Origin of the sequence: Streptomyces sp. NPDC052101 (assembly GCF_040680235.1) — a bacterium.
In the GTDB taxonomy this organism is placed as follows: domain Bacteria; phylum Actinomycetota; class Actinomycetes; order Streptomycetales; family Streptomycetaceae; genus Streptomyces.
The window spans coordinates 169,434-189,291 of the sequence record NZ_JBFAWH010000013.1 but is presented as its reverse complement, the minus strand read 5'-3'; the positions used below and the strand labels follow the sequence as shown (position 1 = coordinate 189,291).

Annotated in this window: 15 protein-coding genes; 8 read left to right on the top strand and 7 right to left on the bottom strand. The window is 70.6% G+C overall.

Features of this window, described 5'->3' with window-relative positions:
- Nucleotides 1–61 precede the first annotated feature (61 nt).
- Nucleotides 62–1,333 (top strand): amino acid deaminase, encoded by a 1,272-nt coding sequence (locus AB0L75_RS23830; RefSeq protein WP_365184083.1) that lies wholly within the window; start codon nucleotides 62–64, stop codon nucleotides 1,331–1,333.
- A 25-nt stretch (nucleotides 1,334–1,358) separates the two neighbouring features.
- Complete coding sequence (locus AB0L75_RS23825) at nucleotides 1,359–2,969, top strand: D-aminoacylase (protein ID WP_365184080.1); 1,611 nt, start codon at nucleotides 1,359–1,361, stop codon at nucleotides 2,967–2,969.
- Between the two features lie 17 nt (nucleotides 2,970–2,986).
- Here the strand turns inward: AB0L75_RS23825 and AB0L75_RS23820 are convergent, their stop codons facing one another.
- Together AB0L75_RS23820 and AB0L75_RS23815 are read right to left on the bottom strand one after the other, a co-directional pair.
- Nucleotides 2,987–3,820 carry a serine protease gene (locus AB0L75_RS23820; protein ID WP_365184077.1) on the bottom strand — a complete coding sequence of 278 codons (834 nt, stop codon included), beginning with the start codon at nucleotides 3,818–3,820 and terminating at the stop codon, nucleotides 2,987–2,989.
- 438 nt (nucleotides 3,821–4,258) lie between these two features.
- Nucleotides 4,259–4,906: a hypothetical protein gene (locus tag AB0L75_RS23815; protein ID WP_365184074.1), complete on the bottom strand. Its 648-nt coding sequence runs from the start codon at nucleotides 4,904–4,906 to the stop codon at nucleotides 4,259–4,261.
- 126 nt (nucleotides 4,907–5,032) lie between these two features.
- Here AB0L75_RS23815 and AB0L75_RS23810 point away from each other — a divergent pair, with 126 nt between their 5' ends.
- Together AB0L75_RS23810 and AB0L75_RS23805 are read left to right on the top strand one after the other, a co-directional pair.
- Entirely contained in the window at nucleotides 5,033–6,244 is a 1,212-nt protein-coding gene (locus AB0L75_RS23810) for a pyridoxal phosphate-dependent aminotransferase (protein WP_365184071.1), read from the top strand.
- 89 nt (nucleotides 6,245–6,333) lie between these two features.
- Entirely contained in the window at nucleotides 6,334–6,744 is a 411-nt protein-coding gene (locus AB0L75_RS23805) for a hypothetical protein (RefSeq protein WP_365184069.1), read from the top strand.
- Nucleotides 6,745–7,107: 363 nt separating this feature from the next.
- Here AB0L75_RS23805 and AB0L75_RS23800 read toward each other — a convergent pair whose 3' ends face one another.
- Nucleotides 7,108–8,922 carry a phosphoenolpyruvate carboxykinase (GTP) gene (locus AB0L75_RS23800; protein WP_365184067.1) on the bottom strand — a complete coding sequence of 605 codons (1,815 nt, stop codon included), beginning with the start codon at nucleotides 8,920–8,922 and terminating at the stop codon, nucleotides 7,108–7,110.
- A gap of 369 nt (nucleotides 8,923–9,291) precedes the next feature.
- Between AB0L75_RS23800 and AB0L75_RS23795 the strand changes: the two genes are divergently transcribed.
- From AB0L75_RS23795 to AB0L75_RS23780, 4 genes are all read left to right on the top strand, one after another.
- Nucleotides 9,292–10,005 (top strand): hemolysin III family protein, encoded by a 714-nt coding sequence (locus tag AB0L75_RS23795; protein WP_365184064.1) that lies wholly within the window; start codon nucleotides 9,292–9,294, stop codon nucleotides 10,003–10,005.
- 111 nt (nucleotides 10,006–10,116) lie between these two features.
- On the top strand, nucleotides 10,117–11,685 hold the full coding sequence (locus AB0L75_RS23790) for an MFS transporter (protein WP_365184062.1): 1,569 nt from the start codon (nucleotides 10,117–10,119) through the stop codon (nucleotides 11,683–11,685).
- Nucleotides 11,682–12,338, top strand: a complete 657-nt coding sequence (locus AB0L75_RS23785; protein WP_365184060.1) for a TetR family transcriptional regulator — start codon at nucleotides 11,682–11,684, stop codon at nucleotides 12,336–12,338. The genes AB0L75_RS23790 and AB0L75_RS23785 overlap by 4 nt, the downstream gene beginning before the upstream one ends.
- A gap of 33 nt (nucleotides 12,339–12,371) precedes the next feature.
- On the top strand, nucleotides 12,372–13,103 hold the full coding sequence (locus AB0L75_RS23780) for a Mut7-C RNAse domain-containing protein (protein WP_365184058.1): 732 nt from the start codon (nucleotides 12,372–12,374) through the stop codon (nucleotides 13,101–13,103).
- A gap of 76 nt (nucleotides 13,104–13,179) precedes the next feature.
- Here the strand turns inward: AB0L75_RS23780 and AB0L75_RS23775 are convergent, their stop codons facing one another.
- Genes AB0L75_RS23775 through AB0L75_RS23760 form a run of 4 tightly spaced genes read right to left on the bottom strand, consistent with a single transcriptional unit; the run spans nucleotide 13,180 to nucleotide 19,656 of the window.
- Nucleotides 13,180–15,585 carry a galactose oxidase early set domain-containing protein gene (locus AB0L75_RS23775; RefSeq protein ID WP_365184056.1) on the bottom strand — a complete coding sequence of 802 codons (2,406 nt, stop codon included), beginning with the start codon at nucleotides 15,583–15,585 and terminating at the stop codon, nucleotides 13,180–13,182.
- On the bottom strand, nucleotides 15,582–16,751 hold the full coding sequence (locus AB0L75_RS23770) for a glycosyltransferase family 2 protein (RefSeq protein ID WP_365184054.1): 1,170 nt from the start codon (nucleotides 16,749–16,751) through the stop codon (nucleotides 15,582–15,584). The genes AB0L75_RS23775 and AB0L75_RS23770 overlap by 4 nt, the downstream gene beginning before the upstream one ends.
- Nucleotides 16,748–18,391: a glycosyltransferase family 39 protein gene (locus tag AB0L75_RS23765; RefSeq protein ID WP_365184051.1), complete on the bottom strand. Its 1,644-nt coding sequence runs from the start codon at nucleotides 18,389–18,391 to the stop codon at nucleotides 16,748–16,750. The genes AB0L75_RS23770 and AB0L75_RS23765 overlap by 4 nt, the downstream gene beginning before the upstream one ends.
- Nucleotides 18,388–19,656: a glycosyltransferase gene (locus tag AB0L75_RS23760; RefSeq protein WP_365184049.1), complete on the bottom strand. Its 1,269-nt coding sequence runs from the start codon at nucleotides 19,654–19,656 to the stop codon at nucleotides 18,388–18,390. The genes AB0L75_RS23765 and AB0L75_RS23760 overlap by 4 nt, the downstream gene beginning before the upstream one ends.
- Nucleotides 19,657–19,858: the final 202 nt, after the last annotated feature.

Sequence of the window (19,858 nt, the reverse complement as noted above, 5' to 3'; positions counted from 1 at the left end):
CACCATTCAGCAACCTGCGCAATGACCGTTGCAGAGAATGCAACGGCAAGAGAGGGGCTCCATGAGCAGCGAAGCGCTCACCCGGCTGGCCGAGGAACGCGTCGACCATCGCTTCAAGGGCCTCCCGCCGGACGCCGACGGCCTCACCGTCCGCGAGCTGGCCGCCCAGCGCCGCAACCTCTTCGCCGAGTCCGACGGCTTCACCACGCCCGTCCTCGCCCTGTCCGCCGAGCGCCTGGAGCACAACCTGGCGCTCATGGAGACGTACGCCGCCCGGCACGGCCTCGCCTTCGCCCCGCACGGCAAGACCTCCATGGCACCGCAGCTCTTCCACCGCCAGATCGAGCACGGGGCGTGGGGCATCACGCTCGCCGTGCCCCATCAGGTGCGCGTGGCCCGGGCGTTCGGCATCCGGCGGGTCTTCCTCGCCAACGAGCTGGTGGACCCCTCGGCACTGCGGTGGATCGCGGCCGAACTGGCCGCGGACCCCGCCTTCCGGTTCGTCTGCTACGCCGACTCCGTGCGCGGGGTGGAGCTGATGGACGCGGCGCTCCAGGGGACCGTCCGCCCGGTCGACGTCGTCGTCGAGCTGGGGGCCGGCGACGGAGCCCGTACCGGTGTGCGCACGGAGGCGGAGGCGCTGGCCGTCGCCGAGGCCGTGGCCGGCACCCGGACACTGCGGCTCGTGGGGGTCGCGGGCTACGAGGCCCAGGTGCCCGGCGCCGATCCGGAGCTGGTGCGAGCCTGGCTGGAACGGCTGGTCGCGCTCGCCGTGGAGTTCGACAAGGCCGGGCGGTTCGCCGGGGCCGAGGAGATCGTGGTGAGCGCCGGCGGCAGCGAGTGGTTCGACGCCGTCGCCGACGTGTTCGCCCGGGTCCCCGGCCTGTCGCTGCCCGTCCTGAAGCTGCTGCGCTCCGGCGCCTACGTCTCGCACGACGACGTGCACTACCGCAGGCTCACCCCGTTCAACCGGGTACCCGAGGAGGGCGCCCTGGAGCCCGCCTTCCGGCTGTGGGCGCAGGTCGTCTCCCGCCCCTGTGCCGACCAGGCCTTCGTCAACGCGGGCAAGCGGGACGCCGCCTACGACCTGGACCTGCCCGTCGTCCAGGTGGTACGCCGGAACGGCACGGAGCACCCGGCCACCGGGATCGAGGTGACCGCCCTGTCCGACCAGCACCTGTGGCTGCGCACAGACCCGGGCGCGGACGTCGAGGTCGGCGATTGGATCGGCCTCGGGCTGTCCCACCCGTGCACGTCGTTCGACAAGTGGCAGCTGATCCCGGTGGCCGAGGCGGACGGGACGGTCGTCGACTACGTGCGTACGTTCTTCTAGGAGCCGGTGACAAGGGAGGCGGGACATGGAGGACCTGGTCGTCCGGGACGCCGACGTCGTCGACGGCAGCGGCGAGCCGTCGTACCGCGCCGATGTGGTGATCGACGGCGGGCGGATCGTCGCGATCGTCAAGGAGGCCGCGGCGGCCGGCTGCCAGCGCCCGCGCGCCATGCGGGAGCTGGACGCTGAGGGACTGGTCCTCTCCCCCGGCTTCATCGACATGCACGCCCACTCCGACCTCGCGCTGCTGCGCGACCCCGACCACAGCGCCAAGGCGGCCCAGGGGGTCACCCTTGAGGTCATCGGGCAGGACGGGTTGTCGTACGCACCGGTGGACGACCGGACGCTGGAGGAGGTGCGGCGGGCGATCACCGGGTGGAACGGGTACGGCGACGACATCGACTTCGACTGGCGGTCGGTCGGCGGGTATCTGGACCGGCTGGACCGGGGCATCGCCGTCAACGCGGCCTGTCTCGTCCCGCAGGGCACGGTCCGCGCGCTCGTCGTCGGCTGGGAGGACCGGCCGGCCACCCCCGAAGAGCTGGACCGGATGCGGCAGTTGGTGGCGGAGGGGTTGGAGCAGGGGGCGGTGGGGCTGTCGTCAGGGCTCACCTACACCCCCGGCATGTACGCCCCGGACGCCGAACTGACCGAGCTGTGCCGGGTGGTGGCGTCGTACGGCGGCTACTACTGCCCGCACCACCGCTCCTACGGCGCCGGCGCCCTGGAGGCGTACGCCGAGATGGTCGCTCTCACCCGGGCGGCCGGCTGCCCGCTGCATCTGGCCCACGCGACGATGAACTTCGGCGTGAACGAGGGCCGGGCGCCCGAGCTGCTCGCCCTGCTGGACCGGGCCCTGGACGCGGGCGCGGACATCACGCTGGACACCTACCCCTACACCCCCGGCTGCACCACGCTGGCCGCGCTGCTGCCGAGCTGGGCGAGCGAGGGCGGCCCCAGGGAGATCCTGGCCCGGCTCACCGACCCCGAGACGGCCGAGCGGATCCGGCACCACCTGGAGGTGACCGGCTCGGACGGCTGCCACGGTGTGCCCGTGGAGTGGGAGACGATCGAGATCTCCGGCGTCGCCGACCCCGCGCTCGCGGACCTCGTGGGCCGTACCGTCCGGGAGGCGGCCCGGCTGCACGGCGAGGCCCCCTGGGAGACCGCCCGCCGGGTCCTGGTCGAGGACCGGCTCGGGACGACGATCCTCCAGCACGTCGGCCACGAGGACAACGTCCGCACGATCATGCGGCACCGCACCCACACCGGCGGCTCCGACGGCATCCTCCAGGGCGACAAGCCGCACCCGCGCGCCTACGGCACCTTTCCGCGCTATCTCGGCCACTACGTACGGGAGTTGGGGGTGCTCTCCCTGGAGGAGTGCGTCGCCCGTCTCACCTCGCGGCCCGCGGCCCGGCTGCGCCTGCCGGACCGCGGGCTGGTGCGCGAGGGGTACCGGGCCGACCTGGTGCTCTTCGACCCGGAGACGGTGGCGCCCGGCGCGACCTTCGCCGAGCCCCGCAGGCTTCCCACGGGGATCCCGTACGTCCTCGTCGACGGCCGGTTCGTCATCGAGGACGGGAAGCGGACGGACGTGCTCGCGGGCCGGTCCGTCCGCCGCACCCCGGTGTGACCCAGGGGCCCTGGGCCTTACGGCTTCGGCAGGACGCAGCCGGACGCGTCGAGGTTCAGCTTGTTGCCCGTCGTGAAGCAGGCCGGGATCTGGTAGGTCTCCTCGGCGTAGTTGATGCCCTGGTGGATGGTGACGTTGCCGTTCTCGTCCACCTCGCACGGGTTGTTCTCCGTGCAGGTCTCGCCGTCCTCGTTGCCGGTGTTGTTGACGGCGACGACCTTGCCGGTGCCGGTGTCGATGACCGGGGAGCCCGAGGTACCGCCGATGGTGTTGCACGACGAGGTGTAGCGGACGGAGTCCTTCCAGGTCCAGTCGCCCTCCTTCAGCCGGTACACGAACCCGTCGATGCTGCAGCTGTAGGTCCGCTTCCAGTAGCCGGAGACGACCTTGATGGCCGTCCCGGCGGTGGGGTGGGTGTCGTTCACGGTGAGCGGGCTGATGCCGTACGCGCTCTTGATCTTCGCGTACGTGGTGGTCAGCCGGTAGATCGTGATGTCCGTGTCCGTCATGGTCGAGTACACGACCTGGTTGGCGCGCAGGGTGGCGACCTTGCTGCCGGACGAGTTCAGCAGGCCGAAGGTACGGCTGGAGGACTGGCCGGTGATGACCTGGCCGGGGTCCGGGAAACCGGTCTCCAGGCAGTGGCCGTTGGTCAGCACGAGCGCCGGGTCGGTGTCGGCCGAGTTGGGGAAGCGGATCACGGAGCCGGAGCAGTTGCTGAGCGCGACGGTGCCGGCGAAGTCCACGGTCGCCTTGGGCTTGACCGCGCTGTGCGGTGCGGCGACCGCGGGGGCGGCGCCCAGCCCGGTCAGCGCCAGGGAGGCGAGTGCGGCAAGGAGAGGCTTGTTCATGTGGGGGTCCCCTCTTACGACTTGAGCGACCGGACATCTTCCGGCCGCCCGCTCGTTTGTCATGCGCATTGTCATGGCATGCGCGGGGAGGGAACAAGAAGCCGGCTCAGGTCATAGGGGTTTCCCTGTACGAGCGACCGCGCAAAACACCGGACCGTATACGGGCCACTCTCACCCACCGGACGGTCCGACACCGCACACCGACGGCCAAGTGGCCGGGACTGCACCATCGTTGACGCGAAGGCACCGGCCCACGCCGGTCACTGGTGATGCCTCCCGCCAGCAGCCGGGGAAGCCGGAGACGGAGGCCGTCGGACTTGCGGTCGTACCGGCGGGCGTGGGCGGGAGGGCGGTCGTGGAGGTCGCGGCACCGCGCGCCGGGCGGCCAAGTGGCCAGGGCTGCAACATGGTTGACGCGAAGGCACCGGCCCACGCCGGTCACTGGTGATGTCGCCAGCCGCCGTGGCCGTGCCGCCAGCCGCCGGGGAAGCCGGAGACGGAGGCCGTCGGGCTTGCGGTCGTACCGGCGGGCGCGGGCGGGAGGGCGGCCGTGAAGGTCGCGGCGGAGGGTGGGGCGGTCGCGCCGCCGGTCGCTGACGACCGGGAGCTGCGGGCGGCCGCGGAGGCGGATGGTGCGGACGTGCCGGTGGCGGCCGTGCCCGGGGAGCCGGTGTCCGTGCGGGGGCCGGCGGTGGCGGAGTCGCCTACGGCGACACGTCCGCCGCCGGCCGGCCGGGATCCGCCCGGCGTGCCGGAGTCCGAGCCGCCCGCCACCGCGGCGATCACCGCGACCGCGCCGGCCACCCCGAGCGCCCCGGCGGCGGCCGCGACCCGCCGGCGGCCGCCCGTGCGCCGCTCGGCGCGCCGCCGCGCGGCCCGCCCCGCAGGACCTGCCGGCTCGGTCAGCGGGGGCAGCTCGCGCGTGTCGTCGTAGGCGTGCTGCCAGCCGTGGGCGGTGGCGGGGTCGGTGTACCCCTCGTAGGCCGGGGCCGGAGCCTGCGGGAGGTACACATTCGGCCGGGTGTGGGGCGCGCCCGGCTCCGGCGTGCCGTACGGCCCCGCCTCATGCTCCCGTTCGGTGGACATGACGGCGGATTCTAGGGACGCGAGGGGCTCCTGAGACAGCCCGTGGCGATATCCGGGCAAACCTCCCCGTCTCACGTGGCGGAAAACACGGCCCAGAAGGCATTACCGGGTCGTAAGCTCACGGGCATGCAGGTGATCCAGTCGACCAAGCTCGCCAACGTCTGTTACGAGATCCGGGGCCCGGTTCTCGAAGAGGCCATGCGGCTTGAGGCGGCGGGGCACCGCATCCTCAAGCTCAACACCGGCAACCCGGCCGCCTTCGGCTTCGAGTGCCCCCCGGAGATCCTGGAGGACATCCTCCGCAACGTCTCCACCGCGCACGGCTACGGCGACGCCAAGGGCCTGCTGGCCGCCCGCCGCGCGGTGGTCATGCACAACCAGACCATCGGCATCGAGACGGACGTCGAGCACGTCTTCATCGGCAACGGCGTCTCCGAGCTGATCGTGATGGCGATGCAGGGCCTGCTCGACGACGGCGACGAGGTCCTGGTCCCGGCCCCCGACTACCCGCTGTGGACGGCGGCCGTCTCCCTGTCCGGCGGTACAGCCGTGCACTACCGCTGCGACGAGCAGTCCGACTGGATGCCCGACCTCGCCGACATCGAGCGCAAGGTCACCGACCGCACCAAGGCCATCGTCATCATCAACCCGAACAACCCCACGGGCGCGGTGTACGACGAGGCGATGCTGAAGGGCCTGACCGACATCGCCCGCCGGCACAACCTGCTGGTCTGCTCCGACGAGATCTACGACAAGATCCTCTACGACGGCGCCACGCACATCCCGACCGCGAAGGTCGCCCCCGATCTGCTCACCCTCACCTTCAACGGCATGTCGAAGGCGTACCGGGTGGCCGGCTACCGGGTCGGCTGGATGTCGCTCTCCGGGCCGCGCGCGCACGCCGACTCCTACATCGAGGGCCTGACGATCCTGGCGAACATGCGCCTGTGCGCCAACATGCCGGGACAGCACGGGGTGGTCGCCGCGCTCAGCGGACGCCAGTCGATCAACGACCTGGTGCTGCCGGGCGGCCGGCTGAAGGAGCAGCTGGACACCGCGTACGAGCTGCTGACCCAGATCCCGGGCGTGAGCTGTGTACGGCCCAAGGGCGCGCTGTATCTCTTCCCGCGCCTCGACCCCCAGATGTTCAAGATCAAGGACGACCGGCAGATGGTCCTGGACCTGCTGCGCCAGGAGAAGATCATGGTCGTCCAGGGCACGGGCTTCAACTGGCCCGAGCCGGATCACTTCCGCGTGGTGACCCTGCCCTCGGTCGGCGACCTCCGGGCCGCGATCACCCGGATCGGCACCTTCCTGGACGGATACGGCCAGTCGTAGTCGACAGACTTCATTCCATGATCCGACTCAACTTTAGACGAAATCCAAGCTAGGATGGCTTCCTGTCAGAGCACAGGAGGCCATCCCCCATGTACGAACCGATCCGCACCAAGTCGGTCCACAGCACGATGGCCGGCACCGCCTCCGACTTCCCCCACCGGTCGCGCGAGGAGGAGCTGGACATCCAGCTCGCCGGCCATCTCGCGGCGTTGCTGGCGGTCACCGACGAGCTGCGCGGGCTGACTCCCTCGGTCGAGCTGGACACGGCCGCCGAGCGGCTCGCCGAACAGGTGGCCCGACTCCGGGGAGGGCGCGGCCCGCTGCGGGCGGAGCCCTCCGCCGACGGCGAGCCGCTGCCGCTGCACCGGCGTGCGCACGCCCTCGCCGGCCGGGCGCTCGTCGTCGCGGCGTCCCGCGCGGACACCTCGGCGGCGATCCTCGCGGCCGAGCGGATGGACGCGCACAGCTCCGCGCTGGCGCTCAGCGCCAGCGCCCACTGACCTCCGCCGGGGTCCCTCGATCGGCCCCGGTCCGCGTGCACCCGCAGCGACGCGCGGACCGGGAGCCACACACTGCGTTGGCCCCAGCCGCGGCGCGTTTCGCCGTAGGGGCGTGTGTCGTCCTGCGGATGCCGGCTGTTCGTGGTTGCTCGCGCAGTTCCCCGCGCCCCTCAGGGCGCTGGCGCTACCCGGTGGAGACAGGCGAAGGCCTGTCGTCGCGCTCCCGTCGGGGCGGACGGGAACGTGACGACAGGCCACGACCCCCACGCCGTTGTGCGGGCCTCGCCGGCATGTCACCACGGCCGGCCGGGACGATCGCTGGTCAGGGCACGGCGGCCGGCCGTGGAGTCTTCAACGGGCGGTTCAGCCCAGGCGCTTCACCAGCGCGTGGTACTCGTCCCACAGCTCGCTCGGGGTGTGGTCGCCGAAGGTGTTGAGGTGCTCGGGGACGAGCGCGGCCTCCTCGCGCCAGACCTCCTTGTCGACCGAGAGCAGGAAGTCCAGGTCGGAGTCGGCCAGTTCGAGGCCGTTCGTGTCCAGGGCGTCCCGGGTCGGCAGGATGCCGATCGGGGTCTCGACGCCCTCGGCCTTGCCGTCCAGCCGCTCCACGATCCACTTCAGGACGCGGGAGTTCTCGCCGAAGCCCGGCCAGACGAACTTGCCCTCGTCGTTCTTGCGGAACCAGTTCACGTAGTAGATCTTCGGCAGCTTGGCCGCGTCCGCGGACTTGCCGACCTTGATCCAGTGGGCCATGTAGTCGCCCATGTTGTAGCCGCAGAAGGGGAGCATGGCGAAGGGGTCGCGGCGCAGTTCGCCGACCTTGCCCTCGGCCGCCGCCGTCTTCTCGGAGGCCACGTTGGCGCCGAGGAAGACGCCGTGGTTCCAGTCGAAGGACTCCGTCACCAGCGGCACCGCGGTGGCGCGGCGGCCGCCGAAGAGGATCGCCGAGATCGGCACGCCCTTGGGGTCCTCCCACTCCGGCGCGATGATCGGGCACTGGGCGGCGGAGACCGTGAAGCGGGAGTTGGGATGCGCGGCGGGCTCCGAGGACTCCGGGGTCCAGTCCCGGCCCTTCCAGTCCGTCAGGTGGGCCGGAGTCTCCTCGGTCATGCCCTCCCACCACACGTCGCCGTCGTCGGTGAGCGCGACGTTGGTGAAGACGGCGTTGCCCCACAGGGTCTTCATCGCGTTGGCGTTGGTGTGCTCACCGGTGCCGGGCGCGACACCGAAGAAGCCGGCCTCGGGGTTGATGGCGTAGAGGCGGCCGTCCTCGCCGAAGCGCATCCAGGCGATGTCGTCGCCGATCGTCTCGACCGTCCAGCCGGAGACCGTGGGCTCCAGCATGGCGAGGTTGGTCTTGCCGCAGGCCGAGGGGAAGGCCGCCGCCACGTACTTCGACTCGCCCTGCGGAGGCGTGAGCTTGAGGATCAGCATGTGCTCGGCCAGCCAGCCCTCGTCACGCGCCATGACGGAGGCGATACGCAGCGCGTAGCACTTCTTGCCGAGCAGGGCGTTGCCGCCGTAGCCGGAGCCGTAGGACCAGATCTCGCGCGACTCGGGGAAGTGCGAGATGTACTTGGTGGAGTTGCACGGCCAGGGGACGTCCTGCTGGCCCTCCTCCAGCGGGGCGCCGAGGGAGTGCACGGCCTTGACGAAGAAGCCGTTGTCGCCGAGTTCGTCCAGGACGGACTGGCCCATGCGCGTCATCGTGCGCATGGAGACCGCGACGTAGGCGGAGTCTGTGATCTCCACGCCGATCGCGGACAGCGGGGAGCCGAGCGGGCCCATGCAGAACGGGACGACGTACATGGTGCGGCCCCGCATGGAGCCGCGGAACAGGCCCTTCTCGCCGCTGAAGATCTCCCGCATCTCGGCGGGGGCCTTCCAGTGGTTGGTCGGGCCCGCGTCCTTCTCCTGCTCGGAGCAGATGAAGGTCCGGTCCTCGACGCGGGCGACATCGGTCGGGTCGGAGGCGGCGTAGTAGGAGTTGGGGCGCTTGATCGGGTCGAGCTTCCTGAAGGTGCCCTTGGCTACCAGTTCTTCGGCAAGCCGCTCGTACTCGGCCTCGGAGCCGTCGCACCAGACCACGCTGTCCGGCTGGGTCAGTTCGGCGATCTCGTTGACCCACGAGATCAGTTCCTGGTGGTTGGTGGGGGGAGCCGCGATGTCGCGCGCCACGATTGCTCCTAAGTGAGGGATTTTTGCCCTTGTAAGGGATTTTTCCTTGGGGCCCCGTGGGGGCTGCGACCCGGATGCTTCGCAGTCGTCCGACTGTCTGGCGCTCATCCGGTGCCGACCGCACTCATTTGATCATCCGTCGCGAGTGCCCATATGTCCAGGGGGTGTCACAGGTGAGCGGCGTGAGGAAGGCCACGGTTTTCCGCGTCTTCCCTGCGTATCCCCGTGTTCCTTTACGTGCACGTTGAGTTCGCCTGAAGGACTTTTTGAACACAACGGCCAGGTCACCCATGAGACGATGGCCACTCCGGACCGATCCGTCGGCGAGACTGATTCGTAACTTACGGTTCCGTAGGTACGATGCGGCCCATGACTGCGTCCGCCCCCGACGCGCCCACGGACCCGCCGGCCGCCGGCCGCGGTCCCGTCGCGCTCTCCTTGCCGCATCCGGTCAAGCCCCGGCTCCGTGGCTGGCTGCACCTCGGCATGTTCCCGGCCGTGCTCATCGCAGGGCTCGTGCTCACCGCCCTCGCCGACTCCACCAGAGGCCGCGTGGCCTGCGGGATCTACGTCCTGACGGCCTGCCTGCTGTTCGGCGTCAGCGCGCTGTACCACCGGGGCAACTGGAGCCCGCGGATGGACGGCGTCCTGCGCCGCCTGGATCACGCCAACATCTTCCTGATCATCGCGGGCACATACACCCCGCTGACCCTGCTGCTCCTGCCCAGCGCGAAGGGCCAGTGGCTGCTGTGGGGCATCTGGGCCGCCGCCACGGCCGGCATCGTCTTCCGGGTCTTCTGGGTCGGCGCCCCGCGCTGGCTGTACACGCCCTGCTACATAGCGATGGGCTGGGCGGCCGTCTTCTTCCTGCCCGACTTCATGCGCACCGGCGGTATCGCGGTCCTGATCCTGGTGATCGTCGGCGGCCTGCTCTACAGCGCCGGCGGCGTGATCTACGGCATCAAGCGCCCGAACCCGTCACCGCGCTGGTTCGGCTTCCACGAGGTCTTCCACTCCTTCACGCTCGCCGCGTTCATCGTCCACTACGTCGGCATCTCCCTGGTGGCCTACCAGCACGCGTAACCCCTTTCCACCTCCCCTTCCGGCCACGGCTCCCCAGCCGTGGCCGTTTTCGTATGCCTGACACCAACTAGCGGTTGACAGTTACAGGATTTTGAGAGCTACTTTCATTTCATGGCTACTGTCACCCCTGCCGCCGAGGCGCGGCGCGACCCCCGCCGCTGGTGGGCCCTCGGGGCCCTGGTCGCGAGCATGCTGGTGCTCGCCTTCGACTCGACGATCCTCAATGTGGCCCTGCCGACCATGGCCGCACAGCTCGGCGCCACGACCGGGCAGCAGCAGTGGATGGCGGACGCGTACGTCGTCGTCTTCGCCGCGCTGATGCTCCCGGCCGGCCTGCTCGGCGACCGGTTCGGCCGGCGGCTGATGCTCATCGCCGGGCTCGCCGTCTTCCTGGGCGGCTCGGTGCTGGGCGCCCTCGCCGGCGATGTGAACGCCGTGATCGCCGCCCGTGCGGTGATGGGCGTCGGCGCCGCGCTGATCATGCCGCTGTCCCTGGCCGTGCTGCCCGCGATGTTCGGTCCGGACGAGCGCGGCAAGGCCGTCGGCATGATCTCCGCCGCCTCGGCGCTCGGCATGCCGCTCGGCCCGCTGGTCGGCGGCTGGCTGCTGAGCCACTTCTGGTGGGGCTCGGTCTTCCTGATCAACATCCCGATGGCCGCGCTCGGTATCTCCGCCTGCGTCTTCCTGCTGCCCGAGACCCGCGACCCGGCGAGCCCGAGGGTCGACCCCGTCTCCACCGCGCTCACTGCGGCCGGCCTCGGCTCCCTCATCTACGCGATCATCGAGGCCCCGGGCCGCGGCTGGGGCGACGGCCGGGTGCTGGCGATGTTCGCGGCGGCCGCCGTCCTGCTCCCCGCGCTCGTGCTGCGCGAACGCCGGATGACCCGCCCCATGCTGGACATGGGCCTGCTCGCGCACCGCGGCTTCCTGCTCAACGCCGCCGCCGCGACCCTGGTGATGTTCGTGCTGTCGGGCCTGATGTTCACCGTGCCGACCTATCTGCAGGCGGTGCTCGGGCACGACGCCTTCGGCACCGGACTGCGGCTGCTGCCGATGACCGGCGGGCTGATGATCGCCGCGAAGGGCGCTCAGGGGGCCGTCGCCCGGTTCGGGGCGCGCGCGGTGGTCAGCGCGGGCCTGGTCGTGCTCGCCTTCGCCGCCCTGCTCGGCAGCCGTACCACGGCGGACTCCGGTTACGGCTTCACCGCCCTGTGGCTGTCGCTCACCGGCCTCGGCTTCGGCTTCTCGGTCGTCCCGGCGATGGACGGCGCGCTCGGCACCCTGCCCGCCGACCGGGCCGGCAGCGGCTCCGGGCTGCTCATGACGCTCCGCCAGGTCGGCGGCGCCATCGGCATCGCCCTGCTCGGCAGCCTCCTCGCCGGCGCCTTCCGGGACCGGCTCGACGTGGCCGGGCTGCCCGGGCCCGCGGCGCACGCCGCCAAGGAGTCCGTGGTCGCCGCGCACGCGGTGGCCGCGCACACCCGCTCCGCCCGGCTGGCGGCCTCCGCCGACCTCTCGTACGTCCACGGCATGACCGTGGTCCTCATCGTGTGCGGGATCGCCTCCCTGGTGGCAGCCCTGCTCGCGGCGCTGTTCCTGCCGAACACCCCTGTCGTACGGCGCCCCGGACGGAAGGAGGCCCCGGCCGTGGCCGCCCCCGTCGCGGATGCCGGACAATGACCGCCATGACGGCCGCACACACCCCCACCACCGCTTCGAGCCACTCCCCCGCCGACCGCCCCCGCCTCGGCCTGCGGGAACGGAAGAAGATCAAGACCCGGGAGGCGATCCGTGCGGCGACGTACGCCCTGATCAAGGAGCAGGGCTACGACGCCACGACGATCGACCAGATCGCCGAGCGGGCCGAGGTGTCGCCGTCGACCGTCTTCCGGTACTTCCCGACCAAGGAGGACATCGTCCTCACGGACGAGTACGACGAGGTCATCCTGGCGGAGATCAGGCAGCGGCCCGCCGAGGAGCCCTGGCCGGACACCCTCCGCCACGTCCTGCACCGGGCCGTCGAACTCGGCACCTCGGAGGACGAGGAGGTGTCCCGGCTGCGCACCCACCTCATGGTCCAGGTCCCGGCGGTGCGCTCGCGGATGATGGAGAGCATGTCGGCCACCGGCCGTATGCTCTGCGAGGCCATAGGCGAGCGCACCGGCCGCGCCCCGGACAGCCTGGAGGTCCGGGTCTACGCCATGTCCCTGATCGGCGGCCTGATGGAGACCTCCATGTACTGGGCGGAGAACGACCACCGGGACGACTTCGGGGCCCTGATCGACCGCGCCCTGGACGTCATGCGGCACGGCCTGCCCGGCGAAAACCCCTGAGGTCCGGGCCGCCTCCCGTGCGATGCTGACGGGGTGAACGGACCCGAGATCCACGTCGAAGTCGCCCCCGCGCTCCATCTGTTCGTGCCGTCCGCCCGGCGGGCCGGCGCCACGCCGCTCGGCACGGACGGGGTCTCGACGCTCGGCCATGTCATCGAGTCCCTCGGCGTCCCGCTGACCGAGGTCGGCGCGCTGGTCGTGGACGGCCACGAGGTGCCGGTGTCGCACATCCCGAAGGCGGGCGAGACGGTGCGGGTGCGCCCCGTCGACCGCCCCCAGCAGGTCCCCGGCGCCCCGCTCCGCTTCCTCCTCGACGTCCACCTCGGCACCCTGGCCCGACGGCTGCGGCTGCTCGGCGTGGACGCGGCCTACGAGTCCACGGACATCGGCGACCCGGCGCTGGCCGCGCGCTCGGCGGCCGAGAGACGGGTCATGCTCAGCCGCGACCGGGGCCTGCTGCGCCGCCGCGAACTGTGGGCGGGCGCGTTCGTCTACAGCACCCGCCCCGACGACCAGCTGCAGGACGTCCTCGACCGCTTCGCCCCCGACCTGGCCCCCTGGACCCGCTGCACCGCCTGCAACGGCCTGCTCAGGCAAGCCACCAAGGAAGAGGTCGCCGGCCAGCTCAAGGGCGGCACCCAGCGCTCGTACGACGTCTTCGCCCAGTGCACGGGGTGCGGCCGCGCGTACTGGAAGGGCGCCCATCACGACCAGCTGGAGGCGGTCGTGGAGCGGGCGTTGAGCATGCGGGCGCAGGGGGATTGAGAAAGGGGCGAGGGGGACTGCGTGAGCGACCGCAGACGACTCGCGGCCGCCGCACGGCAGTCCCCCAAGCCGATCCTCAGCGGCGCCTGACGTCCCCCTTTCCGCACGCCACGCCGTCCCGGTCCGGGTCCAGGCCCAGGGGATCGTCGCCGCCGTTGACCTCCAGCCGGCCGTAGTGGTTCTGCCTGAGCCAGCTGCACCGGGCGGCGGTCGTCCTTCCCACCTGCGCGGGGAACACCGTCGGCACGCACACGTTGACCGAGCCGTAGTGCCGGTCGCAGCCGGAGAGGGTCGGGCTGACCTGCTGCGAGGTCCTCTTCTTGGCCGGGCCTGAGACCGTGCCCGACAGGGAGTCGGCGAAGGCGTGGATGTGTGGGGCGGCGGTCGTGGCGCTCAGGGCCGCCGGGCCCGTCAGATGCACCCACTTGGCCACCGAGGGCACCCCGTTGGCGTCGACCGCGAAGAGCATGTACCAGCCGGGCGGGGCGATGTTCGGGTTGTTGGTCACGTTCAGGTCGACGTTGTTGCCGTCCACCGACAGCGGCAGGTCGACGAACCGCTGGTTCGGGTCGGACGAATGCGTCACCGCGGCCGGCCGGATCAACTCCGCCTTGGCGATGGGGCGGTCGACCGTGATCCGCTGGGTGTCGCCGTACTTCCACTCCTGGTTGATCACCGAGGTGATCGTCGGACGCGTGCCCTTGTAGAGGTAGGGCGGGGAGTAGATCGACACGTTGTGGTTCCAGCTGCCGTTGCCCGGGTTGTCACCGGTGGCCATCACGCGGCCGTCGGGCAGCAGGAACGCCGAGGAGTGGTAGCCGCGCGACTCGGGGTCGGCGGTCACGGGGTGGAAGGTGTTGGTGCCGGGGTCGTAGATCGAGGACTCGTACACCGGGTTGGCCCGGTTGTGCAGGGCGCCGCCGGTCTCCAGCACCTTGCCGTCGGGCAGCAGCACGGTGGAGACGTACATCTTGCCCTGGTTGCCGGTCTCGGGGACCTTGCCGTTGCCGAGGTCGACCGTGCCCTGCGGGATCGGCGGGCCGGCGACGTAGGACGGGTTGGCCTGCTTGAGGTCGATCACGTCGGTGAGGCGGCCCGCGTCGGGGTTGGAGTCGATGTTGCCGCCGCCGACGGTGAGGACCTTCTGGTCCTGGGCCGGGGGCAGCAGCACGCTCGACGACTGGTCCCGCTGGTCCTTGTTCTGCAGACCGGGGATCTGCGTCACGGTGTTGGCGTTGTAGTCGTAGATCGCCGAGCCCGTGCCGGGGATGTTGTTGCCGAAGACATGGCTGCCCGTGTAGAAGAGGCGGCCGTCCTGCATCAGGACCATCGCCGGGTACAGACCCCAGAACGACCAGGTCTGGTTGACCTTCCAGGTCGGCAGCCACTGCTGGTCCTTGTCCGACCAGCGCTCGGCGGTCACCGAGCCGGTGGAGTCCTCGCGCAGCCCGCCGAAGGTGATGACGTCACCGTTGCCCAGCTCGGTCGCCGACGGATACCAGTGGCCGTCGTTGAGGTCGTTGGTCCTGGTGTAGGTCTCGGTGTTCGGGTCGAAGATGTACGAGTCCTTGAACCCCTCGTAGCCGTGGGTGCCGTTCGGGTCCGGATAGGACTTGTTGCCGCTCAGCACGAGCACCCGGCCGTCCTGGAGCTGCACATGTCCGGCGCAGAACATGTCCTTCGGCGTCGGGATGACCTTGTAGGTGCCGTTCGCCGGGTCATACACGGCCGAGGTGAACGTGCCCGCGTTGAAGGCGTCCTGGCTGTTGCCGGAACCGGCGATCAGCAGCACCTTACCGTTGCTGAGGACGACGGAGTGCATCGAGCGGACCGGGTTCTGCGTCGGCAGGACCGACCAGCTGCCGTTGGCGCACTGGTCGTCGGTGCCGGTGCACTGCGCGGGCGGGAGGACGTCCGGCACCTGGTCCATGGTGTAGTCGTCGGTGGTCGCCGAGCCGGTGCCGTAGACGGAGACGCCCCAGGTGATGCGGTCGGTGCCGGCCGGGATCGCGGGGGTGCGGACGGTGGCCTGCGTCCAGGTCGAGGCCATGTCCAGCGTCTTGACGTCGGTCCAGTACTGCCAGCCGGTCGTCGTGTCGTGCCGGAAGAGGGTGACGTTGGCGTCGGGGGTGGTGGTCTTGTACCAGAGTCCCAGGTCGTACTGCTTGCCGACGCTCACCCCCGGTGCGCAGTCCGTCGACTCGGTGAGCATCGCCTTGCGGTCGCCGTCGACCCGGCGGGTCAGCGTGACCTTCATGGCCTTGGACCCGGAGTGGGCGTCCGAGGTCGTCTCGAAGGTGAAGTCGTTGTCGCCCCAGCCGGACTTCTCCCAGCAGTACGGCATGTCGTTGGTGCCGGCCGTCTCGAAGCCGGGGTTCTTGATCAGGTTGGCGGCCTCGGCGCTCTGCGGCGCGGCGAGGAGCAGACCGGCGGTCAGGGCCCCCACCCCGAACAGCGCGGTCCGTCTGCGGTGCTTGTTCAAACGGCTCTCCTCCGGTGGGTACGTCGCGGGAGATAGACCAGCGCTTCGGTCCCGACGAAGCGCAGGACGAACGTCAGGACCAGTGCGAGCGCGGTGGCCGGCAGGGCGCCCATGCCGAACCGGCCGACGAGCAGCGCGATCAGCGGGATGCGCAGGACCAGGTCGGCGTTGGCCAGCAGCGCGAACCGGCCGAGCCGGTCCCACCAGCGGCGGTGCGCGCGCCGGTCACGGAACAGCAGCTGCTCGATGAGCAGGAAGTTCCAGGCGACGCCGAGCTGGTTGGCGAGGATCTCGGCGGGCAGGTAGTGCATCCCGAGGACGGTGAGCGCCCACAGCCCGACGAGGTTCGGCACGAACCCGCTCGCGCCGATCAGCCCGAAGCCGACCATGCGGGCGACGGGCGAGGCGGTGCGCAGCCCGGCCAGATGGCGCAGGAAGCGGAAGCCTTCTCGCGCGCTCGACTTGGACTCGCCCGCGAACCGGTCCTGGAAGACGAACGGCACCTCGGCGACCCGGCGCGGGCGGCTGCGGACGGCCAGCTCCAGGAGGATCTTGTAGCCGAGGGGCTTCAGCACGTCGGCGGTGACGGCGCTGCGCCGGATGGCGAAGAAGCCGCTCATCGGGTCGCTGATGCCGTGCAGCCGGCGCGGGAAGAGGGCCTTGGTGAGCCAGGTCGCGCCGCGCGAGACGGCCACCCGGTAGCCGCCGGCGAGCCCGGCCCGGCTGCCGCCCTCGATGTACCGGGAGGCGACGACGAGGCCGGCGCCCTCCCGCTCGCCGGTGGCCACCAACTCCGGTATCAGGGAGGGCGGATGCTGGCAGTCGCCGTCCATGACGACGATCCACTCCGAGGTCGCCGCCCGCAGCCCCTCGACGACCGCCCCGCCGAGCCCGCCGACGGGCTCCTCGCGGTGCAGCACGGCCACCGGGAACGGGCAGTCCCCGGCGGCCGCGCGGATCACCTCGGCGGTGTCGTCGGTGGAGTCGTCCACGAAGAGCACCTCGCAGGGCAGCCGCGCGGGCACCGACTCGGTGACCTGGTGGAGCAGCTGCCGGATGTTCGCGGACTCGTTGAACGTCGGTACGACGACGGTGACGGCGCCGGGTTCGGCGACTTCCACCGCCTCCAGGCCCTGCGCCTGTGCCGGCGCGGTGTACTCGCTCATCGGGCGCCTGCCGCGGCCTGGATCCGCCGGATCTCGATGCGGTCCTCTCCGGTGCCGAAGGTCGCGACCGGTGTGGAGTGCCGGATCGCCGCCTTGACGTTCGGCAGGCCCTTGGCGTCCCGGCGGACGGTCGGCGAGGCGACGACGTAGTCGATGTCCTGCCAGCCGTGCGGCATGGTCCTGCTGACGGCCGGGTCGAGGTCGGCCTTGTAGAACCAGATGGCGCCGAGTCCGGGCCGGTATCCGGCGTGCACGAGGTCCAGCCAGAGCGCGTCGTCGACGAGGACCCGGGTGTCCTTCGGATCGGTCACCTCGGTGGTCAGCCAGTGGGACGCCTGCCGGTAGGGCTTGTTGGCGTCGGCGGTGACGGCGGTGCGGTCGCCGTCGTACCAGCGCGGTACGACGTAGGCGCCGGCGGCGAGGGCGAGGACGGCGGCGAGCGCGTACCGGCCGCCGGTGACGTACCGCCGCTCGCTCTCCCCGCGCCATCTGCGCAGCACCGCGTGGGCGACGGAGGCGGCTCCTCCGGCGAGGACCAGGGCGAGGAAGGGCAGCGCGCCGATGACGTACATCGCGGGCAGATAGCCGCTGGGGCGCATGGCGACCGCGGCCAGGACGGCGACCGTCAGCGCGGGTCCGGCGAGGGCGCGGGCGGTGACCGACCAGCGCCAGGTGAGCAGCAGGAGCAGGGCTCCGGCGAGGCCGCCGAGGGGCAGCACGCGGTCGTAGTACAGCCAGGAGTGCAGGACGCCGTACGAGCCGGAGCCCTTGTCGAGGATGAATCCGGAGCCCGGCCTGGACATCTGGTACGTGATGCCGTCCCACAGGGAGACATGCCCGGCGCCGGGGAACAGCTCGCCCTTCAGCAGGGCGAACAGCGGGTAGGAGAAGCCGATCAGGGTGCAGGCGGTGACGGCTCCGGTGAGGGCGAACTTGCGGGTGTCGCGGTGGCTGTGCCGCCACATGGTGACGAACAGGGCGGGCAGGACGACGAGCATCGTCTCCTTGGTGAGCACGCCCGCGGCGGCGGCGAGGCCGGACCCGAAGTGGTGCCAGAGGTGGCGGCTGGGCGAGGCGGCGAGGCAGAACGCCAGCAGCAGCCACATCACGGCGATGTTGTCGAGGAAGATCTCCCGGCTGAGCACGACCGCGAGCGGGGAGAGCCCGAACAGGGCCATGCCGCATCCGGCGGCCCAGCGGGGCAGTGAGAGCCGGCGTCCGAGGACGTAGACGAGGACCGCGCTGACGCCGCTGACCAGCAGCATGACCAGCCGCATGGTGCCGACGGTCATGGAGCCGGGGCTGAGCGTCGAGGGGACCCAGCTGAGCAGGGCTATCTGGATCCAGCCGAGCGGCGGATGGTCGTACCAGTAGGTGTAGTGGGCGAGGCCCCGGCCCTGCTGGACGGCCCAGGCCTGGGCGAGATAGGTGCCCTCGTCGTCGCTGAGGGTCGGGTAGTCCGCGATGTTCCAGCCCTGGACGACGAGGATCGCGGTGAGCAGGGCACCGCAGAGCAGCAGGTCGGGGCGGGAGGAGCGGAGTCGCGGCAGTGGTGTTCGACTGGTCGAACGGACCGTGGGCGCAGGCGGATGCGGCGCGGGGACCTTCGCTGCGGTCACCGCGGGAAGTGTGGAGGTCACGCAGGAACGTCCTCTCGGAGGGGCTCGGCCGCGGTGAGGTGCGCGCCGACGTGCGAGGTCAACTCCCAGTCGTTGCGGCCGCGTTGCTCACGCCACACGGCACGGATCGCGGCACCGGCGAGGAGGACCTGGTAGAAGGGCCCGCCGACGACGAGCTTCACGTAGTGGTTGAGGCGGACCCGCAGGCCGTACTGCTTGCCGAAGTCGTGCAGCCCGACCACCTCGAAGACGAAGGTGACGGCGGCGGTGACCAGCGGAAGGAAGGTGAGGAAGGCGACGCCGACGGGCACGTCGAGGAAGAGCGCGACGGCCGCGTTCAGCGGGATGATGAAGCCGGAGAAGGCCTGCATGAACGGCGTCATCAGGGTGTACCGGGCCAGCAACCGCTGCCCGAATCCCGGCAATTGCTTCCAGTCCTTCTTCCGGTACACCTGCAGGAAGCCCTGGTTCCAGCGGGTGCGCTGCTTGAGCAGCGACATCAGCGAGCCGGGTGTCTCCTCGCGGGTGACCATGTCGGAGTCGTAGGCGACGACGACCTTCTTGCCGACGGACGACAGGCGGACACCCAGGTCGCAGTCCTCGGCGAGGCAGTTGGGGTCCCAGCCGTCCGCCTCCCTGAGCACGTCGGTCCGTACGAAGACGGTGTTGCCGCCGAGCGGGATGAACCCCTTCTGCGCGTGCAGGTGCAGCCGGGAGCGGAACCAGAAGAAGTACTCCAGGCAGTTGCGCAGGCTGTACCAGCTGGAGTGGAAGTTGATGAGCTGGACGCCGCCCTGGACGACGTCCGCCTCGGTGGTGCGGAAGGCGTGGTCGACGTGGGCGAGCAGCTCCGGGTGGACCTGGTCCTCGGCGTCGAAGACCCCGACGACGTCGCCGCGGCAGTGCGGCAGCGCCGTGTTCATGGCCTTGGGCTTGTTCTTCTTCTCGTGCGTGTCGACGACGACCCGGACGCGCTGGTCACGGGCGGCGGCCTGCTCGGCGACCTCCGTGGTCTCGGGGTCGTCGTGCCCGACGATCACGATGATCTCGAAGTCGGTGTGCGTGGATTCCAGCAGCCGCTGGATGGTGTGGTCCAGCACCGCCTGCTCGTGGCGGGCCGGCAACAGCAGTGAGAACGACAGGTGTTCGCCGCCGTCCGGCCTGCCGAACCGGGTGGAGGCCAGCACCTCGGGCGTGCGCCACGCGTGCATCTGCCACCACAGGGTGAAGGCCGCGATCCAGAAAAGGGCAAGCGAGACGGCGGCGATGAAGACAGACGTGAGCAAAAAGATCCCCCCAGATCCCCTGTAACCCCCTGTGCGCACGACGGTTGGTCATCAGTGGGTCACCCGTCGTGTCGCTGTGGAGAGCGTAGGGGGGATCTGTGAAGTGTGGGAGCTCTTCCGATAAATAGCTTGTTTCGGAACGGTGGCACAGGAAGGGATAGGAAGCGGTATCTATCCGAACACCTGGCCAGTTCCGGACAGT

Bases quoted from the DNA above. Each gene is read 5' to 3' on its own strand.
- AB0L75_RS23790 (WP_365184062.1), top strand. From the start codon at position 10,117: ATGGCTACTGTCACCCCTGCCGCCGAGGCGCGGCGCGACCCCCGCCGC.
- AB0L75_RS23825 (WP_365184080.1), top strand. From the start codon at position 1,359: ATGGAGGACCTGGTCGTCCGGGACGCCGACGTCGTCGACGGCAGCGGC.
- AB0L75_RS23785 (WP_365184060.1), top strand. From the start codon at position 11,682: ATGACCGCCATGACGGCCGCACACACCCCCACCACCGCTTCGAGCCAC.
- AB0L75_RS23820 (WP_365184077.1), bottom strand. From the start codon at position 3,820: ATGAACAAGCCTCTCCTTGCCGCACTCGCCTCCCTGGCGCTGACCGGG.
- AB0L75_RS23770 (WP_365184054.1), bottom strand. From the start codon at position 16,751: ATGAGCGAGTACACCGCGCCGGCACAGGCGCAGGGCCTGGAGGCGGTG.
- AB0L75_RS23815 (WP_365184074.1), bottom strand. From the start codon at position 4,906: ATGTCCACCGAACGGGAGCATGAGGCGGGGCCGTACGGCACGCCGGAG.
- AB0L75_RS23795 (WP_365184064.1), top strand. From the start codon at position 9,292: ATGACTGCGTCCGCCCCCGACGCGCCCACGGACCCGCCGGCCGCCGGC.
- AB0L75_RS23830 (WP_365184083.1), top strand. From the start codon at position 62: ATGAGCAGCGAAGCGCTCACCCGGCTGGCCGAGGAACGCGTCGACCAT.
- AB0L75_RS23810 (WP_365184071.1), top strand. From the start codon at position 5,033: ATGCAGGTGATCCAGTCGACCAAGCTCGCCAACGTCTGTTACGAGATC.
- AB0L75_RS23805 (WP_365184069.1), top strand. From the start codon at position 6,334: ATGTACGAACCGATCCGCACCAAGTCGGTCCACAGCACGATGGCCGGC.